Genomic DNA, 23,310 nt, shown 5'->3' with positions numbered 1-23,310 from the left:
CAGGCCAGCAGCTAGCAGCCCGTCACTATTTTTTATTCTCTTAAACCACAATGCCCGAGCATCTGCCCGGGCATTGCAATATTGTTGATCTCCGCAGGCCGGACTCAGCCCTGGCAGCGAATTTCTGCTTCACCGGCAGCCTTGGGCACATACTTGATGTTAGCCACGGCCACGGAAAGCTGCCCCTCGGCGCTGAGTGCCAGCGCATTGGATACCTGGCTGAAATCCGCCCCCTTCTCGACGAAGCACTGCAGATCAATGGACAGAGTTGACCACTCACCCGGCTTCAGTGATTGCAGGGTATTTTGCAGGGGCAGTTCGGCGACGCAATCCTCACCGCAGGCGATTGCCGCGCTGACCGGCTGCTCCGGCTTATTATCCACGCGAATATCGAATGTGAGTGCAGCGCCTTCCTGCAGGTAACGGCTCAGGTCCTGCGGTGCCGTTGCTGCCAGCTGCACGCTGCCCTTACGCAGGCCCTTCCACTGGATCAGGCGCGCATCCTCCTGAGACTCCATATCGATCGAGGCCACGGTGATATTTGCGTCCTCGCCACTGCTGGCGCGATTGCCGGTGACCGCTACCGGAGCCTGTCCCGGTTCTGCGATTTGCAGCTGCCACGGAGCACGCGGGCGGGAGACCAACATCCAGGCATCTTCCAGGGCGCCATCGACATAGGTCTCGCCATCTTCTGTCAGTTCGTTGCTCACCAGCGACTCCGCTCCTGACTGGAGGCCATAGCCGAGTGCGAACAGCGGTTCATAGTCCTCGTGGTAGGGGTTCAGTACCGTCTGGTGCACGTAGTGCGGCCAGCTGAACGGCAGTGTGCCGGTAAAGTCGTAACGGACTTCGCCCTCGGCATCGGTGAGCAATACATCGGCGACACCGGCACCCTCGGAGCCCGGCAACCAGGCGGCGACAAAGGCATCCGACGCGTTCATCTCCTTGTTCACCCACAGCGGGCGGCCGGACAGGAACACACTCACGACCGGAAAACCCTGGGCACGGAGCTTCTTCAGCAATGCCAGGTCGGTCTTGGTCGCCTGCTGATATTCCAGGCTGGAGAGGTCACCGTGCCACTCGGCATAGGGCTCTTCACCAAATACCACGATGGCCACGTCTGGCTGCTGGCCATCAGTAAAGCTGTCTGCGCTGAAATCGCCCTGCTCGCTCAGCACAGCCTCACCACCGGCAGATTTCACCGCCTCTTCGATACCCTCAAAGATAGAGGTGGCACCGGGGAAATCCGCGCGGGTATTGCCGGTACCCTGCCAGGAGATTGTCCATCCCCCGGTCTGCTTTGACAGGTTATCAGCGCCATCACCGGCAACCAATATGTTCTGCTGTGGCTTCAGCGGTAGCAGATTGTCATTATTTTTCAGCAGCACGAGGGATTTGCGAACCGCCTCGCGGGCAAGGGCACGGTGCTCGTCGTTGCCGATAATACCGTCCTTGCCAGCCAATGGGCGCTGATGCTCGAACAGGCCGGCGCGGACTTTCACTCGCAGGATACGGCGCACCGCGTCATCGATACGCGCCATCGGAATTTCACCGCTCTGTGCCTGGGCAAGGGTGTTTTTGTACAGCTCTTTCCAGTCGGAGGGCACCATGAACATGTCCAGGCCGGCATTGATTGCCGCAGCACAGCTGTCTACGGTACAACCGGGCACGAACTGATGACCGTTCCAGTCACCCACCACAAATCCATCAAAGCCGAGGCGCTCTTTGAGCACGTCGGTAAGCAGGTACTTGTGGCCGTGCAGGCGATCACCGTTCCAGCTGTTGAAAGAAGCCATCACTGTCTGCACACCGGCAGGCAGTGCACCGAAATAACCTGCCGCATGGACCTCGGCCAGCTCTTTTTCCGGTACCAGGTTGTCGCCACGGTCGATGCCACGCATGGTGCCGCCGTCACCGACGAAGTGCTTGGCGGTGGCCACAAGGTTTTCACCACGCAGGAAGTCATCGTCGCCCTTTTCGCCCTGCAGGCCTTTCACCATGGCTTCGGCGTACGCCTGTACGACAGCCGGATCTTCGGAGTAGCTCTCGTAAGTCCGGCCCCAGCGGTCATCCCGGACAACCGCAACGGTGGGGGCGAAGGTCCAATCGACACCGGTCACTGCGACTTCCCGCGCAGTGGCCTCACCAATGCGACGAATCAGTTGCGGATCACGCGCCGCGCCCAGGCCGATATTGTGCGGGTAGAGCGTGGCACCAACGATGTTGTTGTGCCCATGCACCGCGTCACTGCCCCAGATAATCGGGATAGCGACACCGCCGTCGGAGGTATCCATGGAGGCCTCGAAAAAAGCCTCGGAGAGTTTGAGCCAATCCTGGGGAGTCGCCAGCTTGTCGTTATTCGGATAGGAGCCGCCGCCGTTCAATACGGAACCGAGGTGATATTCGCGGACATCCTCAGGCGTGACGTACTTGATTTCCGCCTGGATCATCTGCCCGACCTTTTCCTCGAGACTCATTTTCGCCATCAGCTCACTGATGCGCGCCTCGAGCTTGGGATCACTTTGCAAAGCGGGTTTCAGTTCGGGCCAGACAGAAACATCGCCCATTGCAGAACCGGAATCGGTTCCGGTGGCGACTGTCGAACCGGAAGCCTTAGCTTCTTCGGTCTGAAAACCACCATCACAGCCGGCTAGCAGTGCGCTGCACATCAGCAGGCCGACGGTCACTTGTTTTTTGAATTGCATGGAGACTCTCCTCATCGTTATCCGTCCAGGCTCAGATAGGCCGCGGCCCCACTGAGTGCGGGGAAGGGGTGGCTGACCAGGAAGACCGGAAGTTTTTCTAAGTATCCCGACATTGGCCCTTTCGCCCGTAACCGTTGCTCAAAGTTGCTCGCCAGCAACAGCGGCTTGATGCGAGGGAGAATGCCGCCCCCGAGGTAAACGGCACCTCTGGCGCCGAGAACCAGGGCTACATCGCCGCAGAAACCACCGAGCAGGTTGCAGAAGGTAAGAACGCTATCGCGGGCCAGCATGCAGTCTTCGGCGAGTGCCGCTGCGCTGATACCGGCAGCCCCCTCGGTCTTACACCGAACACCCCGCACAGCGCCCAAGCCCCGGTAAATATTTTCCAGACCCCGGCCGCTCAGCAGATCCTCGGCGGAGACATGGTGCTGCCCTTTCCTCAGGAACTGCAGCAGACTGAATTCTTCCTCGGTGACCGGGGCCAGGGCAGCATGTCCACCCTCCCCCGGCAGGGCTTCCCAGCCACTGGTAGATTTTCGCAGCCCACAGACGCCAAGTCCGGTGCCGGGACCGATGACAACGCGCGGCGCTTCGGCAGCACTGTCACCGAATTCGCCAGTGGTATCGATGCGCTCGAGATACTCAGAATCGAGCTGTGCGCAGCTCAGCGCAAGTGCGGCAAAATCGTTAATCACCGCAAAACGGCGAAAACCGAATCGCTTCCCCATCGCTGCCTTGGAGAAGGTCCAGGATAGATTGGTGACATTCACCATCTCATTTTCTGTCGGCCCGGCAATTGCAATACAGGCTTCCTGGATGGCCGCCTTCCTCGTGCCTGGCAACGAAGCCAGGTAGGCATCGATGACATCTTCAATGCTCGGGAAATGGACACAGGAAAGCGAGCGAATTTCTTCAACCTGGGACTGACCGCCATTGGCGACCGACGCCAGGCCAAAGCGGGCGTTGGTACCACCGATATCGGCCACCAGACGCCATAACCCAGAAGAGAGATCGGTAGTCACTTGCTGCAGCATAAATCAATCGGCCTCTTTGAAAGCAATGGGCCGCGCGGCAGATGCTGGGCACAGAGATGCCAGGGAAAATTGCAGCCCACGGGGGCCTTCAGAGCATCGCATCAAGGAAACTTGTCGGCACACCATTATTCTTATGACACCTCAGGCAAATCAGAGGGTGATATAAGGTGCATTGATCCCCGCCATGCCTCAAGATGATATCGCCGGGAGGGACTTTATTCTGGTTGAAACGGCACTGCCCGATGGCAGGCTCAAGCCTTGCTGCGCATCAGCGGCGAGCAGGCACCGTAGTAGACGATGTAGCAGTAACACAGTAGCGGCACCAGGAAGGAGAGCTGGATACCGGCGTAGTCCGCCAAAATTCCCTGCAAAAGCGGCACGACCGCACCACCAACGATCGCCATACAGAGCACACCTGAGCCCTGACTGGTATCCCGACCCAGACCGCTCAACGCGAGACTGAATATTGTCGGGAACATGATCGAATTGAAGAGACCTACTGCCAGGATTGCCCAGACCGCCTGCATACCGGAGGCGGCCATCGCAACAGCGATCAAGATAGTGGCAAAGAAACCGCAGACCGCAAGCATCACTCCTGCGCGCACATACCGCAGCAATAGCGCTCCAACGAACCGGCCTACCATGGCGCCACCCCAGTAGTAGGACACATAACGCGCAGCCACGGCCGCTTCCATTCCCGCGACCGACTCCTCGCCGAAGAAGTTGACCAGAAAGCTGCCGATTGCCACCTCAGCACCAACGTAGACAAAAATCCCGATGGCCCCCAGGGTCAGACGGGGATAACGCAAGACCGAAAAAGCACCACTGCGCTCGCTTTCTGCACTGCGCTCCGCTTCTGGGGCGTGAATCGCCGGCAAGCGGACCCAGGAGAAGAACGCCACCATCAATAACAGCACAACCGCGAGCCAGAAATAAGGCACCTCTACCAGTGCCGCCTCCTGCGCACGGAACGCCTGCATCCCGGATTCCGTGGAGAGATCCAGGCCTGCCGAAGCCGCGGAGAAAATGATCAGGCCACCAAAGACCGGGGCCAGAGTGGTCCCGAGAGAGTTAAAAGCCTGCGTCATATTCAGGCGACTCGGTGCACTCTCCTTCCGACCGAGCGCGATCACAAAAGGATTGGCCGACACCTGCAGGATGGTAATGCCCGCAGCCAGGACGAAGAGGCCGAGCAGAAAAATCTCATAAACCTGCATCCGGGCGGCGGGGATAAAGACGAGACATCCGGCACAGGCAATCAGCAGGCCAAGCACAAGCCCTAACTGATACCCGACCCTCTTCAGCAGTAGGCCTGCCGGAACGGAAACAATCAGGTAGGCAGCAAAGAAACTGAACTGCACGAAGATCGCCTTCGTATAGCTGAGTTCAAACACATTTTTCAGGTGCGGGACGAGGATGTCATTGAGGCTCGTGATAAAGCCCCAGATAAAAAACAGCGAAGTGAGTACGATCAAGCTCGCGCGCGGACTTACGCTGGGCGCAGCATTTCCGTCAGCGCTCGCATACGCTGACTCGGAGGCCATTGGCCGTGCTGCCCCGGATACAAACTCTTTCATCAAAAATCCGCTAACTTGATTGACTGCCGGGCCAACATTACCGCCCGCGGCCCACTGGCCGAGCCATTAGCTTCTATTCACCTACTTGACTGGCCGGGGAAACAACCTGCGCTTTGCACGACAAACGCGCTCCACGCAGGGTCCTGTGAGACGCGTTGTTTCACCATAACGATTACCCAAACATCCTATTCGGGTATTTGCACTCTACCACAGCCATCCAGAAGCGCGAGAACCCTCACCCGGAGGCATTCGACAAGGCGGACCGATCGCACGCCGGGCCGGAGCACTCCTCACCAGATCATGCCCGGCGATACGGCCCCCGATGACCAAAGCGTGACCCGCTCAGCACATCCAGACAGTGCGGACCATTTTCACGGTGGGGCGGACAGGCAGTCGCCCCTCCCGCTGGCAGGCTATAGCCCCAGCGGTTAATATCTGCTCAGCACCGCTGCACCCGAAAGCAGTGGGCACAGTGATGATGCAGCAACACTACAACGACCTTTCATGGCGACAACTCCCCAGCAGCAATCCGGACAGGTTGCAGTACTGAACTCGCAGCGCTGGTTCTGGAAATTACAGCTCGTCAGTTGGCTGGGTATCCTCGTGACCACCTTTCTCTCCCTGACCTTCTGGCACTCATCAGTCGAGTGGCCTTTGTTCGAGCCGGGCAACACCCTGTTTCAGTGCGGCATTGGCTTCCTGCTGTCCCTGCTGCTAAAGCCCATCTTTGATGTTGCGTGGGAAACACCGGTCGCACTGCGCACTTTTATTTATCTGGTAGCCGTTGGCGTAATTGCAGGTATCTGGACACTGGTGCGTATGGAGACCTATATCCGCCTGACCGGTGAGCACTCGCTGTGGGCAGAATTTGGCGGCTGGTACTATGCCTCCTTATTTGTATTCCTGTTCTGGAGCGCCCTGTATTGTGGGGTAAAATATTTCCTTCTGCTGCAGAACGAGCATGAAAAAGTACTAGAAGTTGCCGCTTTCCACGAACGGGAGCAGATCCGGCGACTGCACGCAGAAGCCGTGGCCAAGGAAGCGCAGCTGAAGATGCTTCGCTACCAGCTCAATCCCCACTTTCTGTTCAACACGCTCAACTCCATCAATGCCCTGATCCGCTTTGAACAGGCGGGCGAGGCCCGCGATATGGTAGTGAGGCTCAGCCAGTTTCTCCGCCACTCACTGACGGAAGACCCCGTCAACAAAGTGAGCCTCGAGCAGGAAATCGGTGCAGTGTTGCTGTATCTGGATATTGAAAAAACCCGTTTTGCGGACCGCCTGCAGATCAAACTGGACATCGAAGAGGAAACCCGCCGCGCCCTCGTCCCGAGCATGCTCCTGCAGCCCCTGGCTGAGAACGCAGTGAAGTACGCAATCGCGCTCAGCGAGAGCGGTGGCACCATCAGGATCCGGGCCAGACGCGAAGGAGAGCAACTCTCCCTTCAGGTTTGCGACTCCGGAAGCTCAGAGAGTCAAACAGCCCCAAGTGGCGAAGAACCCCTCTCTACCGGCGTGGGCCTCGCCAATATTCGAGAGCGCCTGAGCACCCTCTACGCTGACGAATTCAGCCTTACCCAGTCGCGCAAAGAAGTCGGTGGAATGCTGGTTAACATCCGCATCCCCTTTGAATCGCGCGAGGTGAAAAAAGAAGATAACAATACCAACCGGGAGGTAATCGCATGAGCCATCTGAGAGCTGTTCTGGTGGATGATGAACCTCTGGCCCTGCGCCTGCTGCAGTCGATGCTCGAGGAAACCCCCGGCATTGAAGTGGTGGCCACCTGCAGGAACGGGCGCGAAGCCCTGAGCGCCGTGGCCCGTCATACTCCAGACATTCTCTTCCTGGACGTGCAGATGCCGGGCATGAATGGCTTCGAGGTGGTCCGCCGCCTTCAGGGGGATACCATCCCACTGGTGATCTTCGCCACGGCCTATGACCACTACGCACTCGAAGCCTTCGAGGTCCACGCCGTCGACTATGTACTGAAGCCCCTCGAAGGCGATCGTCTGGAAGTCGCGATACAGCGAGCCCGGGAACGCCTGCTACAGCGCAGCGCCGGCTCAGGTGACGATACGGGCGGAGAAAAAGCGAGACTGATGGCCTCACTGGAATCCGTGGATGGACGAGCAGAACGGCCAAGCAACGAGGGGCCAGGCAAGCTGGCCATCAAGGACCGCGGCCGTATCATTATGCTCAATCAGGCCGATGTCGAGTGGATCGACGCTGCAGGCGACTATATGTGCGTCCATGCCGGGGGAGAAACCCACATCATGCGCAGCACCATGAAGGAACTACAGCAGCAATTGTGTGGCGAGACCTTCAAGCGCGTGCACCGTTCCACCCTGGTTAACCTGGAGTACATCGAGCAGATCAAAGTACTCACCAAAGGGGAATACCTGCTGACCCTGGCAAGCGGCGCTGAAGTAAAAGTGAGCCGTAACTACCGCCAGCCGATCAAAGACTACCTGGATGCCAGCCGCGGTGCGGCGGCCTACTGACCCCTCGCGCTCCCGAGCAACACTTCCCTAAACTCTGGCTCCCGACCTTTTTACAGGCAAAAAAAACCCGGCAGCAAGCTGCCGGGTTACGCAAGGGAGATGAGTCACCTCAGCTTTCGCGCACCTGGTGCCCGCGGACACCATAGAAGAGAATGTACAAGTAACAGAGGATCGGCAGGGCAAATGCCAGCTGAATGCCTATCTGGTCTGCCAGCAGCCCCTGAAGCACCGGCACCAGGGCGCCGCCCACGATTGCCAGGCAGAGAATGCCGGAACCCTGACTGGTCAGCCCACCAAGACGGGCCAGCGCCAGACTGAAAATTGTCGGGAACATGACCGAGTTGCAGAGGCCCACAGCCAACACCGCCCACATGGCTACGCTGCCGGTGCCGGTAATGGTGATAGCCAGTAGCGCACAGGCACCCAGCGAACAGGCTGCCAGTACCTTCCCTGCGGGCACATACTGCATCACCACAGCACCGATAAAGCGACCCACCATCGCCCCGCCCCAGTACAGGGAGACGTAGAAAGCGGCCTGCTTTTCGGTAATACCGGCAATACTGTCTTCGGAGAGGAAATTCACCAGGAAGCTGCCAATGGATACTTCCGCACCGACGTATACAAAGATCGCTATCGCCCCAAGCAGCAGATGCGAATGCTGCAGTGCATGGCCCTTCTGGCCTTCAGTGAGATCAGCTGCAGAATCGAGGTGGCTATCGATCGTCGGCAGCTTCAGCTTGGCAAAGATAACTGCGAGCGCAGCCAGGGCTGAAGCCAGAATCAGGTAGGGTAACTCCACGGCCGAGGCATGCTCTGCCGCAGTCATCTGTTCGCCGGCGACGTTCGCCACCGACAGGATCAGGAAAGCACCGAAGAAAGGCGCCACCGTCGTACCCAGCGAGTTAAACGCCTGGGTCATGGTGAGGCGGCTGGCTGCAGTACTCTCGGATCCCAGCGCCGTGACGTAGGGGTTAGCAGACACCTGCAAGACGGTAATACCCGCGGCCAGCACGAACAGGGCAAACAGGAATACGCCATAGACCTGCATTCGCGCTGCAGGAATAAAGAGCAGGCAGCCCACCACCGCAATCGCCAACCCCACAACGATACCGCGCTGGTAGCCGATTTTCCCCACCAGCTTGCCCGCAGGAATCGAGACCAGGAAGTAGGCCCCGAAGAAGCAGAACTGCACCAGCATGGCCTGGGCATAGTTCAGCTCAAACACCGCTTTCAGGTGTGGAATCAGGATGTCATTCAGGCAGGTGATAAAGCCCCACATGAAGAACAGAGATGTCAGCGCCACCAGCGCAAACCGCTGGCTAGCCTGGTGTCCTGGCGTGGCGTCAATTGCCCCCGCCGGAATATTGGTTCCCATCGTCGCCATTTTCTTGTCCTAAAACATCGTCTTTATTATCGGTGCCCTTGCCGGCGGGATCTCTCACTCCAATCCCCAAACCCGCAAGGTCTCAGCTTGGAGTTTTAACACAGCCCAAGCACCACATCAGGGCATTTTCGGTGAGGAGGTTCAAAATGGGGGCAACCGGGACTTTCGATCCGATCGCCCCTATACATACAGGTTTTCGGTCAGATGCAGGCGGAGTGGCACCGGCCACCACTCCACTGCCTATCAGGCTAATTTGGACTTGCAGTAATGATCGATAAACTGGCGGTGATCGGGCATATTCTCGACCTGATGACGAACATTCCTGCGAATATTCCCCAAGAATGTGGCCAACTCCTCATCTCCCATCAAGTCGACAATCGGATGGTAACGTTGCGGCATCAACCCCTGCCCAAACATGACCTGCATCCAGGAGCTCTCACCGAAAAGCTCCTGTGGCAGCTTGAAGATAACGCCACTCTCCTTGAACATCTGAATCCGGTGAGCCAGTGAGTCTGGAATCTGCATCGAGCGACAGTAGCGCCAGAACTTGCTATCGGTTCGTTCCGTGACATGATAGTGCAGGATGATGAAGTCACGAATGTGTTCCATTTCCTCCATCGCCTGGCTGTTGTACTCATCAATGTCGGGCTGAACAATCCCGCTGGAGGGAAACAGTTGCATCAGCCTCACGATATTGCGCTGTATCAGGTGGATACTGGTGGACTCCATCGGCTCGATAAAGCCACTGGACAGGCCCACAGCCACACAGTTCTTGTTCCAGTGTTTGCGACGAGTACCTGTCCGGAACGGAATAATTCGAGGCTCGTTGAGCAGCTCACCTTCAATATTTTCAAGGAGCAGCTCCCTGGCACCCTCATCATCCAAATAGCGACTGCAATACACAAGTCCGTTGCCAACACGGGTTTGCAGCGGAATACGCCACTGCCAGCCAGACTCATGAGCGATAGCTCGGGTAAAGGGTACGGGGGACCCGGTAGACTCAGTCTGCACCGCCATCGCCCGATCGCAGGGCAGCCAGTGCGTCCAGTCGTCGTATCCTGTATGCAGAGCTCCCTCGATCAGCAGACTGCGGAAGCCTGTGCAATCAATAAACAGATCGCCTTCAATAGTCATGCCGCTGTCGAGCTGCAAAGCTTCGATAAAACCGTTGCTGGGGCTTAGCTTTACATTCCCGATTTTGCCTTCGACGCGCCTGACACCATGAGACTCGGCAAACTTGCGCAGGAACTTGGCGTAGAGCGTGGCATCGAGATGGTAAGCATGGTTTCGATCCTGGTCCGGCAGCACCGCAAACCGCTGCTCCCTGGCAGCCAGATGCTCTCGACAATAGTCGCCAATTTGGTAGTCGATGCCGCGCTGTAACCCTTTGAGCCAGAAGTGCTGGAACCCACATGCCCAGCAGTCTTTTCCCAGGAAACCAAAGGAGTGAAGGTAGTCCTCGCCGGGAACTCGCCAGTTTTCAAAATTAATGCCCAACTTGAAAGTGGCGTTGGTGGCGGCCATCACTTCAGACTCTTTCAGCCCCAGAAGCTGGTGAAAGACGTGCAATGTGGGAATGGTGGCCTCACCAACGCCTACGGTTCCAATCGCATCGGACTCAACAAGTGTGATTTCCAGGTTTTTACCAATCAGCTTTCCCAATGCCGCTGCGGTCATCCAACCCGCAGTACCGCCTCCTGCAATCACCACCCGACGGATTTTTTCACTTTCCACGTAACACCTCTGTTTTTATTTTGAGCCCACCAGCTCCTATAACGAAGCTGGGCAAGCAGTCAATTTTTCAGCCGTTCTAGCAGGTCTGCGCGCAATCTTTTTGCTGCCTCTGCATCCGGCGGTTCCTGACACAGGCCGCGCGCACTGGCCGGAATATGGTCTGGCCGCCCGTCTCCAGCCTCAAACACATAGTGATCGAACAAAGCCTTCCAGGCTTCGCGGAGTGCCGGCGATAACCCACGAAGACTCAGCATCGCGTGTAACAGTGCACTACTTGGGGCACCAGTATAGTCTGGCGATTCACTCCACCAGTGGCTGTAGAGCACGTTAAGTGGATCCAGCCCTTCTACGTGATGCCACCACATACCAGGAATAAAAAGCGCATCACCGGGGTTCAGTTCAGCAACTTGCGCGTGAACCAAAGCCTCGCGAAATTTCGGGAAACGGTCAAAATCCGGGTCCCGGAAATCCACCAGACTGATCTCCTGCCCTCCCGGAGCAAAACCGAGCGGGCCGGGATACAGATTGGCAACCTGCTCTGGCGGAAACAGCGTGAAACGTCTACGACCGGCGATGTTGCAGGCCAGGTTGTGGGGGTAGTCGTAATGGGCCGCTATCCGTGTACGATTGCCCAGCCACAGAAAGCCAATCGGGGAGAGGTTCTCGAGCCCCGCAGAATTCTGCTCAGCGAACCCCGGAAACCAGCGGCTCACATCAGTAGAAGCCATGTACAACGTGGGAGGGTTTTCAGCGCCAGTACTGTCCAGGATTTCCTGCAACAAGCGGCGCAGATCGACACGACCATTACGAAAATTGAAGCCGTCGAGGCTCTCATTGTAAAAAACCCTACCGTCGATTGCAGGATCGCCATAAGCGGCGTTAACCGGCAAACCATTGTAAAACTCATTCAGATAAGCGGCCGCATCCCGAGGGGAAGATGCGCAAGCCTGCACAGCGGGAAAGTCGCGGCAAAAGCCCCGAAGAACAACTGGTTCCTCAGAACGGAGTAATTCGACCGGTAACGCACCCGGGCGACAATTACTGCGTTCAGCCGCGGACGGCAAACCAAAGGAGGCTAAGCAGGCTTCCCGGCTCACGCCTGTGCCACCTGACGATTCTTGGCGGTCAAAAGTTGACGCACATTCGATTGGGAAGCCATTGCCATGTAAATGGGCTCAAGGTATCCAGCGCGATGCAGTGTATCCAGAGCAGTGGCATCAAGCTCGCGCAGCTTATCCTCATTAATGGTGTAGAAGCCAACCAGCTGATGCTTGTCACCACTATCGAGCTGAACCTCCAGTGTAAAGGGCTCGAGAAGGTCATATTCAACCAACGCGTCAATAAATCCGTCAGCTGCAGTCAAGCCCTGGTGGATGGCCTCCAACATGTCACCAACGTTCTCAAGGTATGGGCTATTACCCCCGAACTCCATAAAAAGTCGCTCACCCTGCTCAGTGTTGACTCGTGGGTTGTCCATGTCTATGTGAATCGTACGCTGCTGCTTCTCGACACCATCTTCAACCACTGCCTGCCTGCCAATCAGGAAGGGCTGGCGGCGAATCGACAATGGAACGTAAGGTGCCTGCCATTTACCGTCTTCGAGGAAGAGGTTTTCACCCTCACGGAATCCGAGCAGGGCCAGCGCAAAGAAGCGACCAGTCTCAGGATGCTTCTGGAAAAATACGGGGTAGTAGGCCTGCAATGAGCGAAACTCCAACGGAAAAGTCAGGGCATACCAGACATTGTCACCGTATTTCTCAGAGCGCTCGGTAATGACCCGCAAATCTTTATGTTCGACACTGTTAAGCGGTACCGCTCTTGTCATTATTCTATTCCTCTATGTTCACGTGTTTGCTACTGCTCACTGCTACCGGACGGCGAGGCGCATTCGCTGTAGTAATTCCCGGTTGCTCGGCAGGCTTCGCTGCAGACGCTCCCGGCTCTGGATGGTGTCATGAAACTGTTTGCGCGCAATCTGTTCTTTTTCAGGGCGCATGGCCCACGGTAATGGGTCAGTCACAAACCCCATACCGTAAAGCACATACTGGTAGCTTGCCGCCGGGAAAAGCTCATCAGCTACCTCACTGTCCTCTACCCACGGCGAACGACAACGCCAGAGGGACAGGGAATCAGCCAGCCGCCCGGGTATTCCATTGGGATCCCTGTGATCCTTCCAGTAACTGCTGTCACGACGCTCAGACAGTACGTAGTGAAGCTTGAGGAACTCGATAATGCGCTGCCAGTGATGAGAGAGTTTGCGATTGAACCTCACTGCAACTGCCTGCATGACTTCTCGATTGGGAGGCAACTGCTCAGCCAGCATTTTGGCAGACTGCTCTACCAGCACCAGGGCAGAAGCTTCCAGGGGCTCGATAAAGCCCGCCGCCATACCAATTGCTACACAGTTCTTATGCCAAAACTGCTCACGATACCCTGGCCTGAAACTGATCTTGCGCAGCTCCGGAGCCTTTTCGCGATTGGCCGCCGGGGTCATTCGAAGATATTGACTGAGCACCAGCTCGGCCTCACTGTCGCTAGTATGAGAACCGGAATAGGTATATCCAACGCCTCTACGGGTCGGGAGAGCAATATCCCATATCCAGCCATTCTCACGCGCGGTGGACAGGGTGCAAGATTCAATGGGCGCATCCTCTTCGGCATAGGGCATCTGCACCGCAAGTGCCGAGTCATTGAATAACACACCCTGTTGGTCAAATATGCCAATACCGTAGTGATCACCCAGCAACAGGCTTCGGGCACCGCTACAGTCGACAAACAGATCGCCCTCGATTGAGCCACCGGAATCAAGGTGCAACGCCGTAATGTAACCATTCTGGTCGTTAGCGATCCTGGTCACCCGCTCACGGAGATGCTCGACACCAAGGCATCCAGTGCAGTGATCTTGCAACAATTCCGCAAACTTTCCTGCATCCAGGTGGTAACCGTAATTGAGGTTGAATGCGTATTCCGGTGTCGTGAGCTGCTTGGGTGCAAGATGGAGACGACTGATGTGCCCCTGAGGACAGACTGCATCACCAAACGGCATTTCGTCTCGGTGCGGCTGCCAGAATGGCTCTGGGTTCTGCTGGTGAAACCCGGCTGGAGCGGTGAAAGGGTGGCAATACTCATCGCCATCGGTAGCCTCACCACCCTGCCGCCAACCTATAAAGCGGGTGCCCTGTTTGAAACTGGCGTCACAGCGAAGAAGGAATTCCGTCTCGGAGATCCCTATGCGCTTCAGCGTTCCTCGCATTGAGGGCCAGGTGCCCTCGCCAACCCCGATTGTTGGCACATCGGGAGATTCCACAAGGGTTATTTGCAACGGGTGATCGCCACCGGCGGCGTATTCGGCTGCAAGTACTCCGGCAGTGAGCCAGCCGGCACTCCCACCCCCAACGATCACCACTTTTTTAACTGCTGTATTACGCATAAATGATACCGGGTGCATGAAACACACCTCTAAGTCAGGGTATCAGGAACAGAAAAGCCGCTGTCTCCAGCGGCTTCCCTGCTACTTCCCTTTGCTTGAAGATGCGTTCACGCTTTTAGAAAGCGTAGCGTGCACCCATCTGCCAGCGAGCACCACCCTGGTACAGACCAAGAGTCTGGAGACTGGAGCGACCGTATACTCGGCTGTACTCATCAGTGATGTTCAAGCCTTCGAGGAAAACTTCCAGACCTTCAACCTGCGGAACCTCGTAACCGATGTTCAGATCGATCTGCTCGTAGGCCTCGGTGTAAGCCGGGTTGGCACCAGTACCCTGACCACGAGAGTTCAGGAAGTCATCCCGCCAGTTGTAAGCAACACGCGCCTGGAAACCATTCTTCTCATAGAAGCCAACCAGGTTCGCAGAGTCACTCAGGCCGATCATCGCTTCCTGATCCTGCAACAGGTAGGGGTTATACTCAACCCCGGCCTCAACGATGGTGTAGTTTGCAATCACACCGAAGCCGGTCTCACCAAACATGTGCTGTACCGCGAACTCCCAACCATCGATGGTTTCCTTGCGATCACCGTTTTCCGGGATGCTCAGCAGGAAGGTCATCTCCGGGTCAGTCGCTGGATTACCGGTGATGACGACATTGCCATCCGCACCAACCTCAACGAAGGGATCGTCAGCAAAGTTGTCGGCGATGTACTGACGAATTTCGTTCACATCGGTCAGACCAGCGTCACGAGCAGCCTGCACCAGCGCGCCCTCAGCAGGGTTCGCGATGCCGAACACATTGGACTCAACTGTTCCGTTAGAGATGAAGTTGGCGATTCGCTTGGTGAAGTAACCGGCAGACGCGTAGCTGGATTCGCCATAGTACCACTCGACGGAGAGGTCGAAGTTAGTGGACTCGAGAGGCAGAAGTGCCGGGTTACCCGCGGAACCACTACCGCCGTCGACACGAGCGAGGGAGCCAATCTGGGTGCCACCTTTGATCGCATCGTAGCTCGGGCGACCAATGGTTTCGCTGGCAGCCGCACGAACGATAACATCTTCTGTCACATCCATCTTGAAGCTGAAGCTCGGCAGCCAATAGTCGTAGTCGGCGGTCTGGGACAGGAACCCAGTACCAGAGTTAACCAGAACCACCTCGTTGGCAGAGCCCCAAATGGCACTGTCATAGGTCGGAGAGGCCGCTTCAGAATCCACTTCAGTGGTCTCATACCGCAGGCCGAAGCTCAGCTCGTAGGGCATCTCGCCGCTGGCCGTCTGGATAGCAGACTCGAAGTTGTACTGAGCAAAAGCAGCTGTTGTGGTTTCTTCGGTAGTCCGGTCAGTTGCCTGATCGTAGGCGGTAGAAGGACAGAACTGAGTTCCACAATCACCAATCAGCCCCGGCCAGATAGCATCACCGTAAAGCTCTTCTGCGATTGCACGCACAGTCTCGAAGTCCCAGTCGAAGTAGACATTCTGCACATCGGCACCACCGATCTCAGAGAAGTCACCGGTGGCGACATCGAACTTGTCTTGAATAGAGTCAGCCGGGAAGAGGGAATCATCCAGATCGCTGGCGGGACCTGCACCACCCCAAGCATCACGTTGCACGACGGCCATCTGCGAGCGGTTGCTCACTGCCTGCATGCTCATACCGAAGTCGATATCGCTGGATTCATTCAGCTCAAAGTTACCGCTGAAGCGGAAGGCATCGATATCGGAACGGTCACGGGAGTTTGTGAACACGCTACCGGTAACCAGCATGTCGGAAGGCTGCACGTCGTTGCCACCACCCACAGACAGCGCGGGAAGGTCCTCACTGAAGTCCGTGGTTGCACTGGTGCGAACGAAAGCTGCGGTAGACAACAGGGCGTCGGAGCCCCAAGGGCTGTCCGGACGACGCTCTGCATCAGAGGTATGCGCATCAAAAGCGAGAGAAAGTCTTTCATTTACGTCCCACTCCAGATTCACACCCAGAGCCTGACCACGATAAGCTTCGGCACTCTCGCCTGCAGCCATGGACAGGTCAGCCGGGGCACCGTAGGTCTCGGAATAGATAATCGGTGTCGCGATGGGACCATCGGTCCAAACGTTCTCAGAAGGACCGAAGTTATACCAGGCAGAAATGTCATTAAACTGCTTGGCGATATCGTTTGCGTAGTACATGTAGTCCATGGTCGCAGTGATATCGTCAGTAGGCGCCCACTGCAGAACCAGCTGACCATTGGTACGCTTACGCTGCTGCTCTTCGAACTTGTAAACAGTGGTTTGCGGCACAGAATAGATATCACCCTCGCCCGGGCGGTTTACCTGGTTCTCCTGCGGCACACCGCCCCACTCGGCAGTTCCGGCACCCCAGTCCTGATCAACGGTACCGGCGAAGCTGCGCCAACCGGTGCCCACCAGGCCCTGCTGACTGCCACTCTCACGCTCCTGAGTACTGGCGGCGATAACTACACCAAAGGTCCCATCGGCGAAAGTATCTGAATAGAAACCGGAGAACTCCGGCGTGATATTTGCCTCTTCAGAGGACTCGTCCATCACGCCTTTGGTGGCAAACTGCAGGCGGCGCTCGCCAATCTCCAGAGGACGGGCAGAGAGCAGGTTGATAGTGGAACCGATACCACCACTTGGCACCAGCGCACTACTGCTCTTGGCAACTTCAACACCCTGAACCATCTCCGACGCGATGTTTTGGAAGTCGAAGGAACGACCACCTGTAGTACGCGCAATCTGACGGCCATTCAGAGTCACCAGGTTGTAGTCCGGGTTGATACCGCGAACGGTCACGCGGCTGCCCTCACCGTTCACACGGTCGATGGACACACCGGTAATACGCTGCATCGACTCGGCAAGGTTGGTATCCGGAAACTTACCGATATCTTCTGCAGAAATGGCATCAACAATACCATCTGCGTCGCGCTTGACGTCCATGGACTTGGTCAAACTGCCACGAATACCAGTAACGGTGATCTCTTCCAGCGCAGCGCTGTCTTCCTGCGCCTGCAGGCCGGCTGCGGGCAGCATGGCAGCACCCATCGCCAGGGAGATCGTGACCGCCAACCGGTCCTTGCGGAATGTTCTGTTCTTCATCAACACTTCCCCGAGTCTTTAAGATTATTGTGTCGTGTTTATGGTTCTCTCGTAGCTACGAAGCTCTGCTGGCCATTCAGCTGATGCTGGGGTGACCCCTACCACCGCCGGGTTTCACTACATCTACCTGCCAACTCTCGCCGCACCACCACGGTGCACCTCGGCGACCCTTCGCACTGTTATGGCATATTGCCGGGTTGGCCGACCACTGCAATTGAGACTCAGGGCAAACAGGACATGACGGATTAAAAGTGCGGCAACCGGGACTCGCTGACCGACTTGCCGCAACAAAGCCACTCCGGGCTGGCTTTACCCCAAAACAAAAAGGCCTGCATCACTGCAGGCCTTTGCGTCTAGATTCCCTGGCTCTTACTGGTTCCCTTAATACCACCAAACCATGCTTAGCTGACTTTCTCCCCATGCGCCTGCTTGTCGGCGTGGTAGGAGGAGCGCACCAGCGGGCCACAGGCAGCGTGCTTGAAGCCGATCTGCTCGGCGTAGAGGCGATACTCCTCGAACTCATCCGGGTGCACGTAGCGCTGTACCGGCAGGTGCTCTTTACTCGGCTGCAGGTACTGGCCAATGGTGAGCATGTCGATGTCGTGCTCTCGCATGTCATCCAGCACGGCGAAGATCTCTTCTTTCTCTTCACCAAGTCCGACCATCAGGCCGGACTTGGTCAGCACGTCCGGGCGGCGTTTCTTGTATTCCTGCAGAAGTTTCAGGGACCACTTGTAGTTGGCACCCGGGCGGGACTCCCGGTACAGGCGCGGCACCGTTTCCAGGTTGTGGTTGAACACGTCCGGAGCCTCGGCTTCGAGGATATCCAGCGCTACGTCCATACGCCCGCGGAAATCCGGAGTCAGAATCTCTACCTGCAGGTTGGGTGAGTGCTCGCGGGCGATACGGATACAGTCGGCAAAATGCTGGGCACCGCCGTCGCGCAGGTCGTCACGGTCCACAGAGGTGATCACTACATAGCGCAGGCCCATGGCGGCGATGGCTTCGGCCAGGTGCTGCGGTTCCTGCGGATCCAGCGGGTTCGGCTTGCCGTGGCCCACATCGCAGAAGGGGCAGCGACGGGTGCAGATCTCGCCCATGATCATGAAGGTGGCAGTTCCGCCGCTGAAACATTCACCCAGGTTGGGGCAGCTGGCTTCTTCGCACACGGTGGCGAGCTTCTGCGAACGGAGGATGCTCTTGATACGGTCCACCTCTTTGGAGGCCGGCACCTTGACCCGGATCCAGTCCGGCTTGCGCAGGACCTGATCGCTGGCGATCACCTTGACCGGGATACGCTCAACCTTGTCACCGTCGCGGAGCTTTTCGCCCTGCTGCAGGCGGCGGGTGCGCTTTACCGGTACCAGATCGGGACGGTCCGGTGTGGAATTCTCAGCCATTGGTTGTTTCCTGTTCCTGCTCGGCGCGCGCACGCGCAAAAATTGATTCTTCGACGGGATGCCACTCGGCAGCATCCAGTGAGAGGGCTTTCACCAGCTCGATGACGAAGACCTCGGCGACCTCACTCCAGGAGGGCACCGGCGCAATCAGTTCCGCCATCTGCACCATCTGCATCCCTGCATAGCCACAGGGGTTGATGCGCAGGAAGGGCGCCAGATCCATATCGATATTGATTGCAATACCGTGGAAGCTACAGCCCCGGCGCACTCTCAGGCCGATGGAGGCGATCTTGTTGCCCGCCCGCGGACCCTCGGTCAGATAAACCCCCGGAGCATCGGCTCGCGGCGCAGCGGCGACTCCGTATCCGGCCAGCATCGCTACGGTTGCGTTCTCCAGTGCCGTGACCAGGTCGCGGACACCGATTTTGGCCCGCCGCAGGTCCAGCAGCGGGTAGACCACCAGCTGCCCCGGGCCGTGATAGGTCACCTGGCCACCGCGGTCTACCTGTACGACCGGGATATCTCCAGTATTGAGCAGGTGCTCAGCCTTGCCGGCCTGGCCCTGGGTAAACACCGGTTCGTGTTCCACGCACCAGATTTCATCAGGGCTGTCACTGTCACGAGTGTCGGTGTAACCGGACATGGCCCGCCAGACAGTCTCGTAGTCACGTCGCCCGAGGTCTCGGATGATTGCCACTCAGAGCACCATATGGATCGATGGATGGGCCTTCAGCTCTTCGAACAGCGCCTTGAGCTGCTCTTCGCCGGTGGCGACGATAAAGAAAGTCACCGAGGTGAAATTGCCGTTGCGGCTATCCCGCACGGTGATGCGCTCTTCGTCGAGGTCGGGCGCATGGCGTCGCATCACTTCCAGCACGAACTCATGTGCGGTGTGATCGGCGTCGCGAACCACCTTGACCGGGTAGTCTTCACAGGGAAATTCGATTTTCGGGGGGGCTTGATTCGGGTCTTGGCTCATACCACTCTCCAGGGCCGCGCAAATGACAGTGACCAGAGGGGACGGCGCGACCGGGCGGGGATTATACCTTGGTGAGTGAATAGTGCACAGTGACCACTGGGGAAAGCAGCCCCCTGTACCGGCGCGCTGGCCAGTAGACCAGGCTGTGAGGGAGGAGTGTATGGCCCCGCCCGTGTCTACCGTGGCGGGGCCGTCTCATGCAATCTTTAGCTGAAGAAGCCCATGACAAAGCGCTTGATGGCATCCCACAGGCGCTTGAAGAAGCCCGCCTCTTCAACCTCTTCGGCAGTGACCGCCTTCACTTCAGCGACAGTCTTGCCATCCAGGGTCACAACCACCTTGCCCACTGGCTGCCCCTTCTTCAGCGGAGCCTCCAGCTCCCCATCAATGATCAGGTCGGCCTTGATGTTGTCTTCTCCGCCCCGGGGGATGGTGACAAACACGTCTTCCTGAACCGCGATACCGACTTCAGGCTGCTTGCCGCCCCAGACACGCTCGGTCTGCAGGACGTCGTCGGAGCCGTAGACCTTGTGGGTCTGGTAGTAGCGGAAACCGTAGGCCAGCAGCTTCTGGCTCTCGGCTGCGCGCTTTTCATCACTGTCGGTGCCCAGCACGACAGAGATCAGGCGCATACCGCGCTTTTGTGCCGAGGCCACGAGGCAGTAGCCGGCCTCTTCGGTATGGCCGGTTTTGATACCGTCCACCGCGTTGTCCCGCCACAGCAGACGGTTGCGGTTGGGCTGGTTGATACCGGCGAAGCTGAAATACTTCTCGGAGTAGAGGTTGTAGTGCTCCGGGTGGTCCATAACCACCGCGCGCCCCAGCGTGGCGAGGTCGCGGGCGGTTGTCATATGTCCTTCCGCGGGCCAGCCAGTGGCGTTTTTAAAGGTGGTGTCATGCATGCCCAGCAGCTCTGCCTGCTGATTCATGACTTCGGCGAATACATCCTCACTGCCAGAGACAAACTCTGCCAGGGCAATGCTGGCATCGTTACCGGACTGGATAATGACGCCGCGCAGCAGGTCAATCACCGGTACCTTTTCGCCCACCTTTACAAACATCTTCGAACCGCCCTTGCGCCAGGCCTTTTCGGAGATGAGTACCTGGTCCGTCTCCTTGATGGTGCCCTTCTCGATCTCCTCGGAGACGATATAAGCGGTCATCATCTTGGTGAGACTGGCCGGGGGAACCTGCTTGTCGGCATTCTCCTCCACCAGAATCTGGCCAGTGTGGGCGTCCAGCAGCAGGTAGGCGGTGGCAGCCAACTGCGGTGGCGCCGGAATGAGGGACTGCTCGGTTTGGGCAGTGGCGGCAGCGCTGGACAGCAGCAACAGGCAGGCAAGAAAGCGTTTGATCATGGGTGGTTGTCTCTTTATTCCTCGTGTTCGTCGATTCCTGTAGGCAAAGTTTTACGGGCCGGCTTTGCCAACCGGCGCACCCCTCAGTCGTATACGACCAGCGGGGTGCCGAGACGGTTCTGCTCCACCGTTTCCCGAGCCGCCACCAGGGAGCGCTGCTGCGCCAGCGGCCCTATTCTCACGCGGTACAGTGTTTTTGCTCCGTTGAACACCGGACTGACCGATACAGGATAGTCGACCACTGAGGCGACCTGCCCGCGCACGCGGTCAGCCTGGGAGGGGTCGCTGAAAGCACCTACCTGCAGATAAGTATTCGTGGGTAGCTTGAAACTGGCATCCTGCGCCAGGGCCTCTCTGGCAGAAACATCCTTCTCGGCGACCAGGGTTTCGGTTGCCGGCGGCAGGCTATCCGGATCCAGGGCAACCACCTCAACGCGCGCTACCCCCTTATCGATATAGCCCAGCTTCTGCGCGGCGGTGTAGCTCAGATCAATAATCCGTCCCGGCACAAAGGGGCCGCGGTCATTGACCCGCACGATCACGCTGCGACCGTTATCCAGATTGGTGACTTTGGCGTAGCTAGGCAGGGGCAGCGTCTTGTGAGCCGCGGACATGGCGTACATATTGTAGACCTCGCCATTGGCAGTGCGCCGGCCGTGGAACTTGGTGCCGTACCAGGAGGCATGGCCCTGCTCCTTGTAGCCCTTCACCCCGTTCATCACGCGATACCTGACGCCATTTACGATATACGGTGACTTGTTACCCGCCTGGCCGATGGGCTCTCGCACGGGTGTGGGATCAGGTGTAGCCAGCATATCCACAGGTACCGGTGGCCCACTGTCCTTCACTTCATCCCTGATGGGCTTGCTGGGCTGGCCACTACAGGCGGCCAGCAACAGGGCAGCCGCAGCGGCAGCCAGTCGCTTGTTATTTTTCAGCATGAAATCCCCCGACGGATGGCGTCAATCGGCCGCGCACCCAGACCGTTCTTATTTGGTAATTGCTGTTAAATTCGGATTTTTGATGGATGGCACCCCGGTTGGTTCCCCGGAGTGCAGATCCTGAATTTTATTTTCGCCCGTCAGACGCAGTGCTCAGGAGCGCCCTCCACGAGCCTTGACGATTTCCTGCGCGAGGTCATACACCGCCATCGCGTACAGGCGGCTGCGATTGTAACTTGTTATTACAGAAAAATTCTTGAGGCCGATCCAGAATTGCTTGCCCTGTTCCGTCTGCAGGGAAAAAACATTGGCGCTCATGTCCGGGGCGACCTGGGCCGTGGTGGAGAAACCCTTCTCCTCCAGCTGGCCTACAGTCCACTGGGGTTTGAGTGAGTCGTTGACGATGGTCATGTCAGCATTCGGGCGCGGAGTGGCCAGCACCACCACTGGATCCAGCGGCAGCCAGCCGTGCCGGGCCAGATAATTGGCCACGCTGCCAATGGCGTCCTCGGTATCCTCCCAGATGTCCACTTTGCCGTCGGCATTGAAATCCACCGCATAAGCGCGGTAGCTGGACGGCATAAACTGGCCAAAGCCCATGGCACCGGCATAGGAACCTTTCAGGTCGGTGGGCTTGAAACCCTGATCGCGGGTCAGAAGGAGGAAGTTTTCCAGTTCCTTGGTGAAAAATTCTGAGCGGCGGGGATAGTTAAACGCCAGCGTCGCCAGGGCATCCAGTACCCGGTACCCCCCCATATTGCCGCCATAGCGTGTCTCCACCCCGATGATGGCGACGATCAATTCCGCCGGCACACCATATTTCTGTTCAGCTTCGGTGAGCGCCTTTTTGTTCTTGTCCCAGAAGTCGACACCACCGGCGATACCCTGCGGGGTAACAAACAGTTTGCGGTACTCGTACCAGGGTTTGGCTTTCTCAGCGGGGCGCTGGATAGCCTTGAGGATGGAGTCCTTACGTTTGGCCTCGCGCATCAGGGCCACCATCTCATCACGATCGAAGTTGTGCTTTTCGACCATGTAATCGACGAATGCCTGGGCATTCGGGTTATCTCCGTGGCCTGGTTCCTGCGCACAGGCGGAGAGGATCATGCCCAGCCCCACCAAAAGTCCCGTGGTCCACTTCAAAACTACCACTCCTGTTCTCATATAGCGTCTCTA

General features: G+C 57.6%; 17 protein-coding genes. 2 read left to right on the top strand and 15 right to left on the bottom strand.

Annotated elements, in window-relative coordinates:
- Positions 1-104: 104 nt before the first annotated feature.
- The 3 genes from AUP74_RS08525 to AUP74_RS08515 form a co-directional block, all read right to left on the bottom strand.
- Entirely contained in the window at positions 105-2,705 is a 2,601-nt protein-coding gene (locus AUP74_RS08525) for a glycoside hydrolase family 3 protein (RefSeq protein WP_226999735.1), read from the bottom strand.
- 17 nt (positions 2,706-2,722) lie between these two features.
- The gene (gene glk / locus AUP74_RS08520) at positions 2,723-3,739 is read right to left on the bottom strand and encodes a glucokinase (protein ID WP_069947204.1); all 1,017 of its coding nucleotides are present in this window, start codon (positions 3,737-3,739) and stop codon (positions 2,723-2,725) included.
- Between the two features lie 251 nt (positions 3,740-3,990).
- Positions 3,991-5,316: a sugar MFS transporter gene (locus AUP74_RS08515; RefSeq protein ID WP_226999734.1), complete on the bottom strand. Its 1,326-nt coding sequence runs from the start codon at positions 5,314-5,316 to the stop codon at positions 3,991-3,993.
- Between the two features lie 504 nt (positions 5,317-5,820).
- Between AUP74_RS08515 and AUP74_RS08510 the strand changes: the two genes are divergently transcribed.
- Complete coding sequence (locus tag AUP74_RS08510; protein WP_069947202.1) at positions 5,821-7,002, top strand: sensor histidine kinase; 1,182 nt, start codon at positions 5,821-5,823, stop codon at positions 7,000-7,002.
- Positions 6,999-7,817 carry a LytR/AlgR family response regulator transcription factor gene (locus AUP74_RS08505; protein ID WP_069947201.1) on the top strand — a complete coding sequence of 273 codons (819 nt, stop codon included), beginning with the start codon at positions 6,999-7,001 and terminating at the stop codon, positions 7,815-7,817. The genes AUP74_RS08510 and AUP74_RS08505 overlap by 4 nt, the downstream gene beginning before the upstream one ends.
- A gap of 109 nt (positions 7,818-7,926) precedes the next feature.
- Here AUP74_RS08505 and AUP74_RS08500 read toward each other — a convergent pair whose 3' ends face one another.
- From AUP74_RS08500 to mltB, 12 genes are all read right to left on the bottom strand, one after another.
- Entirely contained in the window at positions 7,927-9,201 is a 1,275-nt protein-coding gene (locus AUP74_RS08500) for a sugar MFS transporter (protein ID WP_083260879.1), read from the bottom strand.
- A gap of 243 nt (positions 9,202-9,444) precedes the next feature.
- Complete coding sequence (locus AUP74_RS08495) at positions 9,445-10,935, bottom strand: tryptophan halogenase family protein (protein ID WP_083260878.1); 1,491 nt, start codon at positions 10,933-10,935, stop codon at positions 9,445-9,447.
- 59 nt (positions 10,936-10,994) lie between these two features.
- A complete protein-coding gene (locus AUP74_RS08490; RefSeq protein WP_226999733.1) occupies positions 10,995-12,032 on the bottom strand; it encodes a cupin-like domain-containing protein in 1,038 nt (345 codons plus the stop codon).
- A complete protein-coding gene (locus AUP74_RS08485) occupies positions 12,029-12,760 on the bottom strand; it encodes a SapC family protein (RefSeq protein ID WP_069947199.1) in 732 nt (243 codons plus the stop codon). Before AUP74_RS08485 ends, AUP74_RS08490 begins: the two co-directional genes overlap by 4 nt.
- 42 nt (positions 12,761-12,802) lie before the next feature.
- On the bottom strand, positions 12,803-14,365 hold the full coding sequence (locus AUP74_RS08480) for a tryptophan halogenase family protein (RefSeq protein ID WP_069948775.1): 1,563 nt from the start codon (positions 14,363-14,365) through the stop codon (positions 12,803-12,805).
- Between the two features lie 115 nt (positions 14,366-14,480).
- A complete protein-coding gene (locus AUP74_RS08475) occupies positions 14,481-17,456 on the bottom strand; it encodes a TonB-dependent receptor (protein WP_069947198.1) in 2,976 nt (991 codons plus the stop codon).
- A gap of 401 nt (positions 17,457-17,857) precedes the next feature.
- Positions 17,858-18,856 (bottom strand): lipoyl synthase, encoded by a 999-nt coding sequence (lipA, locus tag AUP74_RS08470; RefSeq protein WP_069947197.1) that lies wholly within the window; start codon positions 18,854-18,856, stop codon positions 17,858-17,860.
- Complete coding sequence (gene lipB / locus AUP74_RS08465; protein ID WP_069947196.1) at positions 18,849-19,553, bottom strand: lipoyl(octanoyl) transferase LipB; 705 nt, start codon at positions 19,551-19,553, stop codon at positions 18,849-18,851. Before lipB ends, lipA begins: the two co-directional genes overlap by 8 nt.
- Positions 19,554-19,835: an HP0495 family protein gene (locus AUP74_RS08460; RefSeq protein WP_069947195.1), complete on the bottom strand. Its 282-nt coding sequence runs from the start codon at positions 19,833-19,835 to the stop codon at positions 19,554-19,556.
- A 206-nt stretch (positions 19,836-20,041) separates the two neighbouring features.
- Entirely contained in the window at positions 20,042-21,193 is a 1,152-nt protein-coding gene (locus AUP74_RS08455; RefSeq protein ID WP_069947194.1) for a D-alanyl-D-alanine carboxypeptidase family protein, read from the bottom strand.
- A gap of 83 nt (positions 21,194-21,276) precedes the next feature.
- Positions 21,277-22,134 carry a septal ring lytic transglycosylase RlpA family protein gene (locus AUP74_RS08450; RefSeq protein WP_069947193.1) on the bottom strand — a complete coding sequence of 286 codons (858 nt, stop codon included), beginning with the start codon at positions 22,132-22,134 and terminating at the stop codon, positions 21,277-21,279.
- A gap of 153 nt (positions 22,135-22,287) precedes the next feature.
- A complete protein-coding gene (gene mltB / locus AUP74_RS08445) occupies positions 22,288-23,286 on the bottom strand; it encodes a lytic murein transglycosylase B (protein ID WP_226999732.1) in 999 nt (332 codons plus the stop codon).
- Positions 23,287-23,310: the final 24 nt, after the last annotated feature.

The organism is Microbulbifer aggregans, assembly GCF_001750105.1.
In the GTDB taxonomy this organism is placed as follows: domain Bacteria; phylum Pseudomonadota; class Gammaproteobacteria; order Pseudomonadales; family Cellvibrionaceae; genus Microbulbifer; species Microbulbifer aggregans.
The sequence above is the reverse complement of the archived record's forward strand: the minus strand, read 5'-3'. Positions and strand labels throughout refer to the sequence as shown.